Raw genomic sequence first — 15,495 nt, forward strand, 5'->3', positions numbered from 1 at the left:
CCCGGATGGACCTCTCCTGATGGACGCCGCCTTCATCGCCCTGATCGTCATCGTCCTGGTCGCCCTGGCGTTCGACTACACCAACGGCTTCCACGACGCGGCGAACGCGATCGCCGTCGCGGTCTCGACCAAGGCGCTCACCCCGCGGGTCGCGCTCGCGCTCGCGGCGGTGATGAACCTGATCGGCGCCCTCCTGTCCACGGAGGTCGCCAAGACCGTCGGCGCGGGCATCATCGACGCCCCCACCGGCACCGAGGGCCTGGAGATCGTCTTCGCCGCGCTGATCGGGGCGATCGTGTGGAACCTCATCACCTGGTACTTCGGGCTGCCCTCGTCGTCCTCGCACGCGCTCATCGGCGGCCTGGTGGGCGCGGCGCTGGCCGCCTCGCACAGCGTCCAGTGGATGGGGATCCTCGACAAGGTCGTCATCCCCATGGTGGCCTCGCCGCTGGTCGGCTTCGGCCTGGGCTACCTGTTCATGCTGGTGATCCTGTGGCTCTTCAGGAGCACCAACGTGAGCCGCGCCAACCGCGGCTTCCGGTACGCGCAGATCGTCAGCTCGGCCACGATGGCGCTGGGCCACGGCCTGCAGGACGCGCAGAAGACGATGGGCGTCATCACCCTGGCGCTGTTCACCGCCGGGGAGATCGACGACTTCACCGTGCCGCTGTGGGTGGTGCTGGCCGCCGCGCTGGCGATCAGCGCCGGTACCTACGCCGGCGGTTTCCGCATCATGCGCACCCTCGGCCGCCGGATCATCCAGCTGACCCCGGCCGGCGGCTTCTCCGCCCAGACGGTCGCCTCCGGCGTGATGGTGACGACGGCGACGGTCTTCGCCGTCCCGGTGTCGACGACGCACATCACGACCACGTCGATCATGGGCGTCGGGGCGACCCGCCGGCTGTCGGCGGTCCGCTGGGGGGTGGCCGGCAGCATCGTCGTCGCGTGGGTCGTCACGCTCCCGGCGGCGGCCACCGTCGCCGCGCTGACCTACTTCGTCACCGACTTCGTCGTCGGCTGAGCCCGGCGGTGCCGGGCCCCGGGGCCGCGACCGGCCCCGTCGCGCTGGGCACCCCTGCGGGGCGCCGGCTGCTCGCGGCCACGGTGCTGGCGTCGGGGATGGCGTTGCTGGACGCCTCGGCGGTCAACGTCGCCCTGCCGGCGATCGGCGCGGAGTTCGGCGCCTCCCTGTCGGGCCTGCAGTGGACGGTCACCGGCTACACGCTCGCGCTGGCGGCGCTGGTGCTGCTCGGTGGCGCGCTCGGTGACCGCTTCGGCCGGCGGCGGGTGTTCCTGCTCGGCGTCGGCTGGTTCGCGGCCGCCTCGCTGCTGTGCGGCCTGGCGCAGGGCACCGGGCAGCTCGTGGCCGCGCGGGTCGTGCAGGGCGCCGGCGCGGCGCTGCTGACGCCGGGCAGCCTGGCGCTGGTCCAGGCGTCGGTGCGGCCGGCCGACCGGGCCCGCGCCATCGGGCTGTGGTCGGGCCTCAGCGGGGTCGCCGGTCTGGTGGGGCCGTTCCTCGGCGGCGTGCTGGTCGACGCCGCGAGCTGGCGGCTGGTGTTCCTGCTCAACGTCCCGGTCGCGGTCGTCGTGCTCGTGATCGCCGTCCGGCACGTGCCGGAGAGCCGGGCCGAGGGCCGGGCCGGCCGCTTCGACGTCCCCGGGGCGCTGCTGGGGGCGCTCGCGCTGGGCGGCGCCACGTACGCGCTGATCGCCGCCGGCGAGCGGCCCGGCGGCGCGGAGGTGGTCGCCGCCGGGACGGCGGGGCTGCTGGCCGGGGCGGCGTTCGTCGTCCGCGAGCGGCGGGCCGCCGCCCCGCTGCTGCCCCCGCGGCTGTTCGCCGACCGCCGGTTCACCGGGGCGAACCTGGTCACGCTCGCCGTGTACGCCGGGCTGGGCGGTGTGCTGCTGTTCCTGGTCCTGCAGCTGCAGACCGTGCTCGGCTACGACGCGACGACGGCCGGGGCGGCGATGCTCCCCTCGATCGCGGTGATCACGCTCCTGTCGGCGCGGGCCGGCGCCGTGGCCGGGCGCATCGGCCCGCGGCTGCCGATGACCGTCGGGCCGCTGGTGGCGGCGGCCGGCGCCGCGTGGCTGGCCACCGTCGACGGCGCGCAGCCGTACGCGGTGGACGTGCTGCCCGGCTCGCTGCTGCTCGGGCTGGGGATGGCGATCACCGTGGCGCCGCTGACGGCGACCGTGCTGGCCGCGGCGCCCGACGCCCTGGCCGGGGCGGCCAGCGGCGTCAACAACGCCGTCGCCCGCGCCGCGCAGCTGCTGGCCGTCGCCGCCCTGCCGGTGGCCGTCGGGCTGACCGGCACCGACTACGCCGACCCGGTGGCCTTCGCCATGGCCTACCGGACGGCGGTGCTGGCCTGCGCCGCCCTCTTCGCGCTGGGCGGGGTGCTGGCCTGGGCGACGGTCCGCGACGACGTCCTGCGCGCCTGAACGGGGTGTCCCACCTGCTGGACCCGGGGATGGCATTTGTCGACCGGTCTGGTAGACATTGCCCTCGTGGCGGCGACGGCGGTGCTCCTGGTGGGGCGGATCCACGTCGACCTGCTGCGCGTCTGCACCGCATGTTGTCCGGGCTGCTGACTCCCCGCGCCTGAGCGCGTCCCCCGTCACCTCCCGCGACGCCGCGCGTCCTCGCACGCGCCCGCGGGCCCTCCCCCGGAGTCCTGCCCCCATGAAGACCCTCATCCTGCTCGCCCTGGCCGGCCTCGGCGCCCAGCTCGTCGACGGCAGCCTGGGGATGGCCTACGGCGTCACCTCGACGACGCTGCTGCTGGCCATCGGCACCAACCCGGCCGCCGCGTCCGCGACGGTCCACCTGGCCGAGATCGGCACCACGCTGATGTCGGGCCTGTCGCACTGGAAGTTCGGCAACGTCGACTGGAAGGTCGTCGCCAAGATCGGCGTCCCCGGGGCGATCGGCGCGTTCGCCGGCGCCACCGTCCTGTCGAACCTCTCCACCGAGGTCGCGGCGCCGGTGATGTCGATCATCCTGCTGGCGCTCGGCGTCTACCTGCTGGTCCGCTTCACCTTCCGCGGCATCGACCGGCGCCACCTCGGCAAGCCGATGCGCAAGCGGTTCCTCGGCCCGCTGGGCCTGGTCGCCGGCTTCGTCGACGCCACCGGCGGCGGCGGGTGGGGCCCGGTCGGCACCCCGGCCATCCTGGCCAGCGGCCGGATGGAGCCGCGCAAGGTGATCGGCTCCATCGACACCTCCGAGTTCCTCGTGGCGCTGGCCGCCAGCCTCGGCTTCCTCTTCGGCCTCGGTGGGGAGGGCATCAACGCCGGCTGGGCGCTCGCGCTGCTCATCGGCGGCCTGATCGCCGCGCCGATCGCCGCGTGGCTCGTGCGGCACGTCCCGCCGCGGCTGCTCGGCTCGCTGGTCGGCGGCATCATCGTGCTGACCAACACCCGCACGCTGCTGCGCAGCGACTGGATCGACGCCCCCGACGGCGTCCGCTACGCCTTCTACGCCGTGATCTACGTCGTCTGGGCCGCCGCGGTCGTCTGGTCCTTCCTGCAGTACCGCAAGGACCGCGCGCAGGAGTCCGCCGACGCCCTGGCCGCGGAGGCGGCCCGCCTGGCCGAGGAGCAGCAGTCCGGCTCCGGCGGGACGACGGTCGAGGAGCGCTCGCTGGCCGGGCGGCCCAGCGCCCCGCAGGACTGAACCCGGCTCCGGGCCCGGATCAGGTCCCCTGATCACAGCGCGTCCTCCCTCACCGTCCGCGGTGAGGGAGGACGCGCTGTCGTGAGGGAGGACGCCGGTCGTGGGGCGGACGCCGGCCGTGCGGGCGGGAACCCCCGGGCCGTCCGGCTCAGCCGAGCAGGGCAGCCTCCTTCTCCGGCGGCAGCCCCGGGCGGGCCAGCCCGTGCGGCGGGGGCGGCAGCTCGCCGGCGCCCCGCAGCCAGGCCCAGGTGTCGGCCACCGAGTCCCGCACCGGCCGGACGGGCAGGCCGAGCTCCCGGGCCCGGCGGGTGTCGACCTGCCACGCCGTCGCCGCCATCTCCCGCGGCAGCCACAGCGGCAGGTCCTGCCAGGGCTCGACGCCCGCGGCCAGCAGCTCCTCCTCGGGCACCGGCACGAGCTCGGCGTCCCCGCCCGTCACCTCCCGGCACACGGCCAGCAGCTCCCCGAGGGTCGTCATGCCGGCCGGTCCGGTCGCGTTCACCGGCCCGCCGGCGCCGCGCTCGGCCATCCCGACCAGCCAGCCGGCCAGGTCCCGGGCGTCGACGAGCGCGATCGGCTGATCCAGGGCGTCGGGGACGACGACCCGGCCGCCGCGGGCGATCCGGCGCAGCCACCAGCCCAGCCGGTCCACGGTGTCGTACGGGCCGACGATCAGCCCGGCGCGGGCGGTGAGGAAGCGCTCCCCCAGCACGGCGCCCAGCTCCCGCTCCGCGAAGGCCTTGACCGGGCCGTACTCGTCGTCGTCGGTCTCCCAGACCGGCTCGTCCTCGCCCCGGATCGGCCCGGGCGGCCAGTTCCGGTAGGCGTTGATGCTGCTGACGAACGCGTACCCGCGGACCCCGCCCAGCGCGGCGGCGGCGTTGCGGGCGGCGGCGCGGGTCTGGCACGAGGTGTCCACGACGAGCTCCGGCGTCCAGCCGCGCAGGGTCGCCGGCAGCGCGCCGGGGTCGTCCCGGTCGCCGTGCAGCGCGCGGACGCCGTCCGGCGGGCTCCCGGTCACCCCGCGGGTGAGGGTCGCCACCTCGTGGCCGCGGTCGAGGGCCGCCTGCACGACGTGCCGGCCGAGGAACAGGGTGCCGCCGAGGACGAGCAGTCTCATGGCCGACAGCCCAGCGGCCGCCCTCCCCCGTCGTCCACCCGGTTCACCGACGGCGCAACGACCGGCGGCCGACAGCGTGCGCCCAGGTGCACCATCGGGCGCCGGGGCTGCACCTCAGCGCACCCTGTCGGCCGTCAGACGGCGCGGAGGGCGGGCACCTGCGGCAGCGGGGTGGCGCGCGCGGCGGCCAGCACCATCTGCGGCGACCGGGGCAGGCCGCGGCGGGTGCACAGCCGCAGCGCCCGCGCCCCGGTGACGACGTCGGTCTCCGGCGGGACGACGAGCAGGTCCGCGCGCTTGTTGCCGCCGGCCCAGCTCAGGCACACCGCGCCGGGCTCCATGCTGCGGAAGCCGCCGGTGCGCACCACCCGGCCGCCCACCACCACCTTGCGCGGCGCCGGCAGCCACGCGTCGAGGGCGTAGGTGAACCGCTCCACCCGGATGCCGCGCCGGTCCAGCGCCGCGATCAGCTCGGGCACCTCGACGGCGAGGTCGCGGCTGCGCGGGAACCAGGCGCCGTCGAAGCCCTGGTCGCCGTCGCCGGCGTCGCCGCGGATGCTGACCCGGACGTCGATCCCACCGCGGTGCCCCTCGGCCTCGGGCAGCAGTCCCGTTCGGGGAGTCGTCCTCATCAGCGTCAGCCCGCCTTCCGTCCGTGTTCCGTCGTGCGTGACCCCGGGGACCGGAGTGGTCAGAGGGATCCGACACGAACGTAGGAGGCGGGTCGGGCGGCGCCCCGCGCGTCCGGCCCGGGCGCGCCGCCGTCCCCCGGCCGGTCATCACGACATGTCACGGAACGGTCACGACGCCTTCCCCCCGGAAACGGCCGAGCCCCCTCCCGCCGGGGCGGGAGGGGGCTCGTGGCCCCGCTGCAGGGTCCCACCGCGAGCTCGCGAGCGGTGGGGGGCAGCGGGGTCCTTCGTCAGAGCTTGGGCTTGCGGTTCTTGGACTTGCCCCGCTCGTTCTGGTCGAGGATCACCTTGCGGACGCGGACGGCGGCCGGGGTGACCTCGACGCACTCGTCCTCGGCGCAGAACTCCAGCGCCTGCTCCAGGTTCAGGATCCGCGGCGGGATCAGCCGCTCCAGCTCCTCCGCGGTCGAGGACCGCATGTTGGTGAGCTTCTTCTCCTTGGTGATGTTGACGTCCATGTCGTCGGGGCGGGAGTTCTCGCCGACGATCATGCCCTCGTACACCTCGGTGCCCGGGGACACCATCATCGAGCCGCGCTCCTGCAGCGAGAACATCGCGTAGGAGGTCGCGACGCCCTGACGGTCGGCGACCAGCGAGCCGGTCGGCCGGGCGCGCATGTCGCCCATCCACGGCTCGTAGCCCTCGAGGTTGTGGTTGAGGACGCCGGTGCCGCGGGTCTCGGTGAGGAACTCGGTGCGGAACCCGATGAGGCCGCGGGACGGGACGATGTACTCCATCCGCGCCCAGCCGGTGTCGTGGTGCACCAGGTTCTCCATGCGGCCGCGGCGGGTGGCCAGCGCCTGCGTGAGCGTGCCGACGTACTCGCCGGGGGTGTCGATGGTCACCCGCTCGACCGGCTCGTGCAGCTTGCCGTCGATCTCCTTGGTGACGACGGTCGGCCGGCCGACGGTGAGCTCGAACTCCTCGCGGCGCAGCTGCTCGACGAGGATCGCCAGGGCCAGCTCGCCGCGGCCCTGCATCTCCCAGGTGTCGGGGCGCTCGGTGGGCAGCATGCGCACCGAGACGTTCCCGACGAGCTCCTGGTCGAGCCGGTTCTTGATCAGCCGGGCGGTGAGCTTCTTGCCGGACTTGCCGGAGATCGGCGAGGTGTTGATGCCGATCGTGATCGAGATCGACGGCTCGTCGACGGTCAGCGGCGGCAGCGGGCGCGGGTCGTTCGGGTCGGCGAGGGTGTCGCCGATCATGATGTCCTCGATGCCGGCGATGGCGACGAGGTCGCCGGGGCCCGCGCTGTCGGCCGGGGTCCGGGTGAGGCCCTCGGTCACCAGCAGCTCGGTGATCTTGACGTTCTTGATGGTGCCGTCGACCTTGCACCAGGCGACCTGCTGGCCGCGCTTCATCTCGCCGGAGTGGATGCGCAGCAGCGCCAGCCGGCCGAGGAACGGTGAGGCGTCGAGGTTGGTGACCTGCGCCCGCAGCGGCTCCTCGGCGTCGTAGGACGGCGGCGGGATGGTGTCCAGCAGCGTCGTGACCAGGGGCGCGAGGTCGGGGCTGTCGGGGACGGTGCCGTTCTCCGGGCGGTTGAGCGAGGCCTGGCCGGTGCGGCCGTTGCAGTAGACGATCGGGAACTCGAGCGCGTCGGCGTCCATCCCGGAGTCCTCGAGGAGCTCCATGAACAGCTCGTAGCTCTCGTCGACGACCTCCTCGATGCGGGCGTCGGCGCGGTCGGTCTTGTTGACCGCGAGGATGACCGGCATCCCCTTGGCCAGCGCCTTGCGCAGCACGAAGCGGGTCTGCGGCAGCGGGCCCTCGGAGGCGTCGACGAGCAGGACGACGCCGTCCACCATGGACAGGCCGCGCTCGACCTCGCCGCCGAAGTCGGCGTGGCCCGGGGTGTCGACGATGTTGACGACGACCGGGTTGCCCTCGTCGTCGGCCAGCCGGATCGCGGTGTTCTTCGCGAGGATGGTGATGCCGCGCTCGCGCTCGAGGTCCATCGAGTCCATCACGCGGTCCTGCGTGGAGTCGTTGTCCGTGCCCTCGCCCTTGGCGCGGCCCAGGGCGCCGGCCTGGCGGAGGAGGGCGTCGACCAGGGTCGTCTTGCCGTGGTCGACGTGCGCGACGATCGCCACGTTGCGCAGGTCGTTGCGAGTGGGCATGCGGAGAGGCACCTCAGGAGATCGGGGGTCGGCACCCCCGGGCTCTCAGCTCCGGGGCGCCACAGACACCGGTGATAACGGCCGCCGGCCCGGCGACCTTCCCATGCTAGGGGCTGCGCCGGCGGGTCCCGCCCGTCCCGCGGCCCCGACCACCCCTGCGGGCGGCGATCGTGACCAGTCTCACCGCCGGTCGGCGACCGCGGCGGTGACCCCGGCGGCGGCGAGCGTGACCAGACCGACGGCGAGCCAGGCCGGCAGCCCGGCGCCGAGGGCGAGGACGTGGGCGAGCACGAACGCCCCGACGTAGAGGCCGCCGAGACCGAGCGCGACCGCCCAGCCCCGCCGCTGCACCCACAGCGCCGCCGCGGCCAGCCCGCCGAGCGCGAAGACGGCGCCCCCGAGCGCACGGACGCCGGTGCCCTGCGCGATCCCGAACCCGGCGGCGAGCCCGGCGGCCACCAGCGCGGCGGACGGGAAGCGGGTGCGGGCCCGGGCGAGCGGCGACGTCGTCATGGCACCCAGTGTCCCCGCCGGCGCCGGGCCGGGATCAGGTCACCTGATCGTGGCGCGTCCTCCCTCACGGTGGGCGGTGAGGGAGGACGCGTTGCGGTGAGGGAGGACGCGCTGCGGCGCGGTCCGCACGCCCGGATGTCCCGACGGGTGGCCCGGACGTGCGAGGGCCCCGGACGCGCGCGGCGTCCGGGGCCCTCGAGGAGCGGTCGCGATCAGGCGGCGCGGAGCACGGCCTCGATCTCGAGCTCGACGCTGATCTTGTCACCGACGACGACGCCGCCGCCGTCCATCGGCATGTCGATGTCGACGCCGTACTCCTTGCGGGAGATCTCGGTCTTGGCGCTGAAGCCGGCGCGGGTGCCGCCGTAGGCGTCCGGGCCGAAGCCGTTGAGCTCCAGCTCCAGGGTGACGGGCTTGGTGATGCCCTTGATGGTGAGGTCACCGACGACCGTCCAGTCGGCGCCGTCGGTGCGGACCTCGGTCGAGCGGAAGGTCATCTCGGTGTGGTTGCCCACGTCGAAGAAGTCGGCGGAGCGGATGTGCGCGTCGCGCTGCTCCTGCCGGGTGTCGATCGAGTCCATGTTGATGCGGGCGGTCACCGAGGACTGCGCCGGGTCGGCGGCGGTGACGATCTCGCCGGAGAAGTCGCGGAAGTAGCCGCGGACCTTGCTCACCATCATGTGGCGGACGGAGAAGCCGACGGTGGAGTGGGTGGCGTCGATGTCCCAGGTGCCGGCGACGTAACCGGGGATCTGGACGGCGGCGGAGCTGGTCACGAGGACCTCCAAGTGGTTGAGCGTTTGACCTTCTGCCCGCACAGCGTAGTTGAAGGCTTGACTATTCCGCCAGTACCCTGAGGACATGACGTCGTCGGACACCTCCCCCGGTGGGACGCGCTGGCTCGACGCGGAGGAGCAGAAGGCCTGGCGCGCCTACCTGTTCAGCTCGCTGCTCCTGCAGGACCGGCTCGACCGCGAGCTGACCCACGCCACCGGCATCTCGCACGCCTACTACGAGATCCTCGTCGCGCTCTCGGAGACCCCCGGCCGCGCGATGCGGATGAGCGAGCTCGCCGACCGCTGCCTCTCCTCCCGCAGCCGGCTCTCCCACGCCGTCTCCCGGCTCGAGGAGCGCGGCTGGGTGCGCCGCCAGACCTGCCCCGAGGACGGCCGCGGGCAGCTCGCCGTCCTCACCGACGAGGGGTTCGCCGCGCTCGAGGCCGCCGCCCACGTGCACGTGGAGAGCGTCCGCACCCACCTCTTCGACCAGCTCAGCCCCGAGCAGGTCGCGGCCATCCGGGACGTCGGCGAGACGCTGCTGCGCCACCTCGGCCAGCGCTGAGCCCGCGCCGCGAGCGCCCCGCGACCGGCGCACGCCGGGCACACTGCCCGACGTGCCGGCCCGCCCCCTCCCCCTCCTCGCCTGCCTGCTCTGCCTCGCCGCCTGCACCACGACGACCGCCGGCGGCGCCTCCCCCGCGACGCCGGGCGGCGGGGCGGGCGCCGGGGCGGACGCGATCGCCCTGACCGACGGCGACGCCTGCGGTGAGGTGTTCTTCTGGGCGGCGAGCGACGGCGGCGACGTCGCCGTCACCGTGTCCGTCGACGTGGTCGGCCGGGCGGAGGACGGCCCCACCCGGCTGCGCTACGGCCTGCCGGACCCGGAGGTCGAGGTCGCCGTCCTCACCGGGCAGGACCTGACGGCCAACTTCTGCACCGACGCGATCGACGCCGCCGCCGAGCCGACCGGCACGCAGGAGGCGACGGCGGGCACCGTCACGCTCGACCTCGACCCGCCCGGCGAGGACTGCGGGCACAGCGACGGGCGGCTGCGGATCGAGGGGCTGGTGGCCGCCGACGGGACGACGTTCGCGCCGGTCGACGTCTCCACCGGGTTCGTCGGCTGCAACGTCGGCGGCTGACCGGCGTCGTCCCGGGGCCGGACGGGCGGGTCATCCCGCAGGTGGACGACGCCCGCCCGCGCACTGCCTAGGGTCGACCCGCGATGGACGAACCGATGGAGCGCGTGGCCGACCGGCTGCGCGGGCACCCGTTCGCGGTCGACGCGGCGCTCGCGGGCGCCGTCTGGTTCACCCTCGTGCTGCTGCCCGCCGCCACGTACTGGCCGGACGCGGACGTCGCGCTGCTCACCGGCACGCTGCTCGTCGCGCCGCTGGCCTGGCGGCGGCGGGCGCCGATCGCCGCCGCGGCGGTCGTCACCGTGGTCGGGCTGCTGCAGCTGGGCGTGGTGTACCAGCTGCTGCCGGCCGACGTCGCTGCGCTGGTGATGGTGCACGCGCTCGCCGCCTACGCCCCCCGGTGGGCCGGGCGGGCGGGCCTGGCGCTCGGCCTGTTCGGTGCGCTGCTGGCCGCCACCTTCTACTACGCCGCCGACTCGGCCGACGCCATGGTCGCCGCGACGGGGGCGATCGCGATCGCCGTCGTCGCCGCCTGGGCGCTGGGCAACCTGCGCCGGGCCCGGTTGCAGCGGGAGGCCGGGCTGGAGGAGCGGGCCCGGCTGCTGGAGATCGAGCGGCAGCAGGAGATGCGGCTGGCCGCCACCGCCGAGCGCGCCCGCATCGCGCGCGAGATGCACGACGTCGTCGCCCACTCGCTGTCGGTCGTCATCGCCCAGGCCGACGGCGGCCGCTACGCCGGCCGCACCGACCCGGAGGCGGCCACCGGCGCGCTGGAGGCGATCGCGGCGACCGGCCGGCAGGCGCTCACCGACATGCGGGCGCTGCTCGGCGTGCTGCGCGAGGGCCCGGGCGAGGAGTACGCGCCGCAGCCGGACGTCGCCGCGGTCCCCGCGCTGGTCGAGGACGTGCGGGCCAGCGGCCTGGACGTCGACCTGCTGGTGGAGGGCGCCCCGCGGCCACTGCCCGCCGGGCCGCAGCTGGCGGCCTACCGGATCGTGCAGGAGTCGCTGACCAACGTGCTCAAGCACGCCGGGTCGGCCTGCCGGGCGTGGGTGCGGCTCTCCTGGCGGGACGACGGCCTGGAGGTGGCGGTTCTCGACGACGGGCGCGGCGCGTCCGCCGCGCTGACCGGGGAGGGGCCCGACGGCGCCGGGCAGGGCCTGCGCGGCATGGTCGAGCGGGCGCAGCTGCACGGCGGCCGGCTGACCGCCGGGCCGCGGTCCGGCGGCGGGTTCGCGGTGCACGCGTTCCTGCCCTACCGGGGGCCCCGGTGAGCGGCCCGGTGGGCGACACGGTGGGCGACGGCCGGATCCGGGTGGTGCTCGTCGACGACCAGCAGATGGTCCGGGCCGGCTTCCGCATGGTCATCGACTCCCAGCCCGACCTGACGGTGGTCGGCGAGGCGGGCACCGGCGACGAGGCGGTCCGGCTGCTGGCCCGGACGCCGGCCGACGTCGTCCTGATGGACGTGCGGATGCCCGGCACCGACGGCATCGAGGCCACCCGCCAGGTGACCGCCCGCGGCGAGCGGCCCCGGGTCGTCGTCCTCACCACGTTCGACCTCGACGAGTACGTGGTGGCCGCGATCGGCGCCGGGGCCAGCGGCTTCCTGCTCAAGGACGCCCCGCCCGAGGAGATGCTCGCCGCGGTGCGCACCGTGCACGCCGGGGACTCGGTGATCGCGGCGTCGTCCACCCGGCGGCTGCTGCAGCACGTGGCGCCGATGCTGCGCGGGGCGGCGCCGGCCGCGGCCGCCGAGCCGCGAGAGCTGGCGGAGCTGACCCCGCGCGAGCGCGAGGTGCTGGTGCAGATGGCCTACGGCGCGACCAACGCCGAGCTCGCCGCGCACTTCGTGGTCAGCGAGGCGACGGTGAAGACGCACGTGGGGCGGGTGCTGGCCAAGACCGGCTCGCGCGACCGGGTGCAGGCCGTCGTCCTCGCCTACCGGACCGGCCTGGTGCAGCCGGCCGACCTCCTCCGCGACGCGTGACCACTCGCCCCCGGACGAGCGAGGGGCCGTACGACCGGGGGATGACGGCGGGGTCGTCCCGCGGGCGCAGGGACGGCGGCGCGAGGATCGCCCGCCGCTCCGACGCGGGACGACGGCCTCCCCCGGCAGCGTGGACGCCGTTCCCGCTGCCCACCCGCCGGAGGTCCCCCGTGTCCGCTCCCGTCCCCGTGATGACCGTCCCCGGCGAGCCGCCGCCGGCCGCCGACGCCGTCCGCGCCACCGCGCTGACCCGCACCTACGGCAGCGGCGCCACGGCCGTGCACGCGCTCGCCGGGGTCGACGTCGCCTTCGCCCGCGGCGCGTTCACCGCGATCATGGGCCCGTCGGGGTCGGGCAAGTCGACGCTGATGCACTGCCTGGCCGGGCTCGACGCCCCGACCGGCGGCCAGGTGTTCCTCGGCGGCACGGAGCTGACGAGCCTGCGCGACGACCACCTCACCCGGCTGCGGCGGCAGCGGATCGGCTTCGTCTTCCAGTCGTTCAACCTGCTCCCGGTGCTCGACGCCCGGGAGAACATCGTGCTGCCGATGCAGCTGGCCGGCCGCCGCCCCGACCCGGCCTGGTTCGACGCGGTCGTGGGCCGGCTGGGCCTGCGCGACCGGCTGCGGCACCGGCCGTCGGAGCTGTCCGGCGGGCAGCAGCAGCGGGTCGCGGTGGCGCGGGCGCTGCTCCCCCGGCCCGACGTGGTGTTCGCCGACGAGCCGACCGGCAACCTGGACTCCCGGTCGGGCGCGGAGGTGCTGGACCTGCTCCGCAGCAGCGTGCGGGAGACCGGCCAGACCGTCGTCATGGTCACCCACGACGCCACCGCGGCCGCCTACGCCGACCGGGTCGTGCTGCTCGCCGACGGCCGGGTCGCCGGCGAGATCGCCGACCCGACCGCCGACGCCGTCCTCGCCGCGCTGCGCGGGTTGGGGGCCTGAGCACCGATGCGCACCGACAGCGGCATGGCCCGCGTCACCACCGCGAGCCTGCGGGCGCACGCCGCCCGGCTGGTCGCCTCCACCGTCGCGATCGTCATCGCCGTCGGCTTCGTCGTGGCCACGCTGACGCTCAGCCGGACCACCCGCGACACCATGCTCGAGGCGATCGGCGCGCGGTACGTCAGCGCCGACGTCGTCGTCACCAGCGTGGGCGGCACGCTCGAGGACGAGGCCGAGCAGGTCGCCGGCGTGCCCGGCGTCGCCGCGGTCGACCGCGCGACCTCGACGTCGGTGCAGGCCCTGGTGCCCGGCCGCACCGGCGCCCAGTACCTGGTCGTGGACTCCGTGGCCGACGACCCGGCCCTGCGCTGGCAGCAGCTCGCGCAGGGTGCGCTGCCCGACCGGCCCGGCGAGGTGGCGGTCAGCGAGCGGGTCGGCGCGGGGATCGGCGACGTCCTCACCGTCACCACCTACGGCGACGAGGTCCGCGAGACCACCTCCCAGGCCACCGTGACCGGCGTCGTCGACCTCGGCGGTGACCCGTCCGCCGGCATCAACGGCCGCGCCTTCGTCACCGGCGACCAGCTGCAGGCGTGGGGCGCGCTGGGCCCCAGCGAGCTGCGGATCGCCGCGGCCGACGGCACCGACCCGCAGGCGCTGGCCGGGGCGGTCCGCGCGGCGCTGGACGGCGCCGACGCCGAGGTCCGCACCGGCGAGGAGCAGGCGGTGGCCGAGGCCGAGGCGCTCACCGGCGACGCGCTGGTGCTCACGCTGATGCTGCTGGTCTTCGGCACCGTCGCGCTGCTGGTGGCCGGGCTGGTCATCGCCAACACATTCGCCGTCCTGCTGGCGCAGCGGACCCGGGAGCTGGCGCTGCTCCGCTGCGTCGGCGCGACCTCCCGGCAGGTCCGCCGCAGCGTGCTCGCCGAGGCCGCGCTGACGGGGGTGGCCGCCTCCGCGCTCGGGGTCGGCGCCGGCATCGGGCTGGCCGCGCTGGTCTCGGCCGTCGTGGGCACCGACTCGCCGGTGCCACTGGCGGGGGTGTCGGTGCCGCTGTCCGCGGTGCTCGGCGGCCTGGCCGTCGGCACGCTCACCACCCTGGTCGCGGCCCTGGCCCCGGCGCGGGCGGCCACCCGGGTGGCGCCGCTGGCCGCCCTGCGCCCGCTGGACCCGGCGCCGCTGCGCTCCCGCGGCGGCGTGCTGCGGCTGGTCGCGGGCCTGCTGCTGCTCATCCCCGGGGCGCTGCTGATGGGCGCCGGCGTCGTCCTCGGCGAGGTCCTGGCGTCGGTGGGCGGCGGGGCGCTGAGCTTCCTCGGCGTGGTGCTGCTGGCCCAGCGGGCGGTGCCGCCGGTGGTCGCGGCCGCGGGCCGGCTGGTCCACCGCGGCGGGGTGACCGCCCGGCTGGCCGGCGGCAACGCCACCCGCAACCCGCGCCGGACGGCGGCCACGGCGACCGCGCTGCTCATCGGCGTCACGCTGACCACCGCCATGGTCGTCGGCGCGGCCTCCACCCGGGCGACCGCGCAGGCGGGGCTCGAGGCGCAGTACCCGACCGACGTCGTGGTCACCGGCAACACCGAGGGGGGCATGCCCGCCTCGCTGGTCGAACGGCTGCGCGCGGTCGGCGGGGTGCGCGCGGTGGCGCCGCTGTCCGCCGGCCCGGTGACCGGGCCCGACGGCTGGGAGACGACGGCGCTCGGCGTCGCCCCGGCCGAGGCGGCGCCGGTGCTGCGCTCCACCGACGACCTGCCGTTGCCGGCGGCCGGCACCGTCGTCCTGCCGTGGTGGACCGTCGAGAGCTGGGGCGTCGCCGACGGCGACGAGGTGGCGCTGACCGGCGCCGGCGGCGCGCGGACGTTCACCGTCCGGCTCGGCGACACCGACCTCCCGCTGCTGGCCGCGGCCGACCTGACCGCGCTCGCCCCGGCGGCGGTGCTGGACACGCTGTGGGTGCGGCTGGCCGACGGCGCCGACACCGGCGCGGTGGTCGACGAGGTGTCCGACCTCGCCGGCGCGGCGGTGCCGACCGCCGCGGTCACGGGGCTGGCCAGCGAGCGGGCCGCGCTGGACCAGGTGCTCGACGTGCTGCTGCTGGTCGTCACCGGGCTGCTCGGGGTCGCCGTGCTGATCGCGCTGATCGGCGTCGGCAACACCCTGGCCCTGTCGGTGGTCGAGCGGCGGCAGGAGAACGGCCTGCTGCGCGCGCTCGGGCTGACCCGCGGCCAGGTGCGCGGCCTGCTCGCCTGGGAGGCGGCGCTGGTCGCCGGGGTCGCGGCGGTGCTCGGCGTCGCGCTCGGCACCGGCTACGGGCTGATCGGCGTGGCCTCGGTGCTCGGCGAGTACGGCGAGGTGGTGCTGAGCATGCCGTGGCTGCAGGTCGGCGCGATCGTCGTCGTCGCCACCGCCGCCGGGCTGGTCGCCTCGGTGCTGCCGGCCCGCCGCGCGGCCCGCACGCCCCCGGTGGCCGCCCTGGCCGCGTGAGGTACGGAGTCGCTCGAGTGCGGTCCCCGCACTCGAGC

The 15,495-nt window shown here is 75.8% G+C and carries 14 protein-coding genes; 9 read left to right on the forward strand and 5 right to left on the reverse strand.

Annotated elements, in window-relative coordinates; all coding sequences use genetic code 11:
* Positions 1 to 19: 19 nt before the first annotated feature.
* The 3 genes from ACI79F_RS22845 to ACI79F_RS22855 all read left to right on the forward strand — a co-directional run bounded on the left by ACI79F_RS22845 (position 20) and on the right by ACI79F_RS22855 (position 3,679).
* Entirely contained in the window at positions 20 to 1,021 is a 1,002-nt protein-coding gene (locus ACI79F_RS22845) for an anion permease (RefSeq protein WP_456546777.1), read from the forward strand.
* Positions 1,022 to 1,029: 8 nt separating this feature from the next.
* Positions 1,030 to 2,445 carry a DHA2 family efflux MFS transporter permease subunit gene (locus tag ACI79F_RS22850; protein WP_456546776.1) on the forward strand — a complete coding sequence of 472 codons (1,416 nt, stop codon included), beginning with the start codon at positions 1,030 to 1,032 and terminating at the stop codon, positions 2,443 to 2,445.
* 241 nt (positions 2,446 to 2,686) lie between these two features.
* The gene (locus ACI79F_RS22855; RefSeq protein WP_456546775.1) at positions 2,687 to 3,679 is read left to right on the forward strand and encodes a sulfite exporter TauE/SafE family protein; all 993 of its coding nucleotides are present in this window, start codon (positions 2,687 to 2,689) and stop codon (positions 3,677 to 3,679) included.
* Positions 3,680 to 3,827: 148 nt separating this feature from the next.
* Here ACI79F_RS22855 and ACI79F_RS22860 read toward each other — a convergent pair whose 3' ends face one another.
* From ACI79F_RS22860 to ACI79F_RS22880, 5 genes are all read right to left on the reverse strand, one after another.
* A complete protein-coding gene (locus tag ACI79F_RS22860) occupies positions 3,828 to 4,799 on the reverse strand; it encodes an NAD-dependent epimerase/dehydratase family protein (RefSeq protein WP_456546774.1) in 972 nt (323 codons plus the stop codon).
* Positions 4,800 to 4,933: 134 nt separating this feature from the next.
* Entirely contained in the window at positions 4,934 to 5,431 is a 498-nt protein-coding gene (locus tag ACI79F_RS22865) for a DUF5994 family protein (protein ID WP_456546773.1), read from the reverse strand.
* A gap of 290 nt (positions 5,432 to 5,721) precedes the next feature.
* Positions 5,722 to 7,611 (reverse strand): translational GTPase TypA, encoded by a 1,890-nt coding sequence (gene typA / locus ACI79F_RS22870; protein WP_456546772.1) that lies wholly within the window; start codon positions 7,609 to 7,611, stop codon positions 5,722 to 5,724.
* Between the two features lie 180 nt (positions 7,612 to 7,791).
* Complete coding sequence (locus ACI79F_RS22875; protein WP_456546771.1) at positions 7,792 to 8,124, reverse strand: hypothetical protein; 333 nt, start codon at positions 8,122 to 8,124, stop codon at positions 7,792 to 7,794.
* 212 nt (positions 8,125 to 8,336) lie between these two features.
* Complete coding sequence (locus tag ACI79F_RS22880; protein WP_456546770.1) at positions 8,337 to 8,900, reverse strand: YceI family protein; 564 nt, start codon at positions 8,898 to 8,900, stop codon at positions 8,337 to 8,339.
* Positions 8,901 to 8,985: 85 nt separating this feature from the next.
* On the opposite strand from ACI79F_RS22880, the gene ACI79F_RS22885 reads away from it, so the two are divergent.
* The 6 genes from ACI79F_RS22885 (at position 8,986) to ACI79F_RS22910 (ending at position 15,457) form a co-directional block, all read left to right on the forward strand.
* Positions 8,986 to 9,465 (forward strand): MarR family winged helix-turn-helix transcriptional regulator, encoded by a 480-nt coding sequence (locus tag ACI79F_RS22885; protein WP_456546769.1) that lies wholly within the window; start codon positions 8,986 to 8,988, stop codon positions 9,463 to 9,465.
* A gap of 52 nt (positions 9,466 to 9,517) precedes the next feature.
* Entirely contained in the window at positions 9,518 to 10,045 is a 528-nt protein-coding gene (locus ACI79F_RS22890; RefSeq protein WP_456546768.1) for a hypothetical protein, read from the forward strand.
* A gap of 83 nt (positions 10,046 to 10,128) precedes the next feature.
* Positions 10,129 to 11,316 carry a sensor histidine kinase gene (locus ACI79F_RS22895; protein WP_456546767.1) on the forward strand — a complete coding sequence of 396 codons (1,188 nt, stop codon included), beginning with the start codon at positions 10,129 to 10,131 and terminating at the stop codon, positions 11,314 to 11,316.
* Positions 11,313 to 12,032 (forward strand): response regulator, encoded by a 720-nt coding sequence (locus ACI79F_RS22900; protein WP_456546766.1) that lies wholly within the window; start codon positions 11,313 to 11,315, stop codon positions 12,030 to 12,032. The genes ACI79F_RS22895 and ACI79F_RS22900 overlap by 4 nt, the downstream gene beginning before the upstream one ends.
* Positions 12,033 to 12,202: 170 nt before the next feature.
* Positions 12,203 to 12,976 carry an ABC transporter ATP-binding protein gene (locus ACI79F_RS22905; RefSeq protein WP_456546765.1) on the forward strand — a complete coding sequence of 258 codons (774 nt, stop codon included), beginning with the start codon at positions 12,203 to 12,205 and terminating at the stop codon, positions 12,974 to 12,976.
* A gap of 6 nt (positions 12,977 to 12,982) precedes the next feature.
* On the forward strand, positions 12,983 to 15,457 hold the full coding sequence (locus tag ACI79F_RS22910; RefSeq protein WP_456546764.1) for an ABC transporter permease: 2,475 nt from the start codon (positions 12,983 to 12,985) through the stop codon (positions 15,455 to 15,457).
* Positions 15,458 to 15,495: the final 38 nt, after the last annotated feature.

Source organism: Blastococcus sp. SYSU D00868 (assembly GCF_054050575.1).

Coding starts and splice junctions, on each gene's coding strand:
- ACI79F_RS22845 (WP_456546777.1), top strand. CDS start 20: ATGGACGCCGCCTTCATCGCCCTGATCGTCATCGTCCTGGTCGCCCTG.
- ACI79F_RS22855 (WP_456546775.1), top strand. CDS start 2,687: ATGAAGACCCTCATCCTGCTCGCCCTGGCCGGCCTCGGCGCCCAGCTC.
- ACI79F_RS22860 (WP_456546774.1), bottom strand. CDS start 4,799: ATGAGACTGCTCGTCCTCGGCGGCACCCTGTTCCTCGGCCGGCACGTC.
- ACI79F_RS22865 (WP_456546773.1), bottom strand. CDS start 5,431: ATGAGGACGACTCCCCGAACGGGACTGCTGCCCGAGGCCGAGGGGCAC.
- typA (WP_456546772.1), bottom strand. CDS start 7,611: ATGCCCACTCGCAACGACCTGCGCAACGTGGCGATCGTCGCGCACGTC.
- ACI79F_RS22875 (WP_456546771.1), bottom strand. CDS start 8,124: ATGACGACGTCGCCGCTCGCCCGGGCCCGCACCCGCTTCCCGTCCGCC.
- ACI79F_RS22885 (WP_456546769.1), top strand. CDS start 8,986: ATGACGTCGTCGGACACCTCCCCCGGTGGGACGCGCTGGCTCGACGCG.
- ACI79F_RS22895 (WP_456546767.1), top strand. CDS start 10,129: ATGGACGAACCGATGGAGCGCGTGGCCGACCGGCTGCGCGGGCACCCG.
- ACI79F_RS22910 (WP_456546764.1), top strand. CDS start 12,983: ATGCGCACCGACAGCGGCATGGCCCGCGTCACCACCGCGAGCCTGCGG.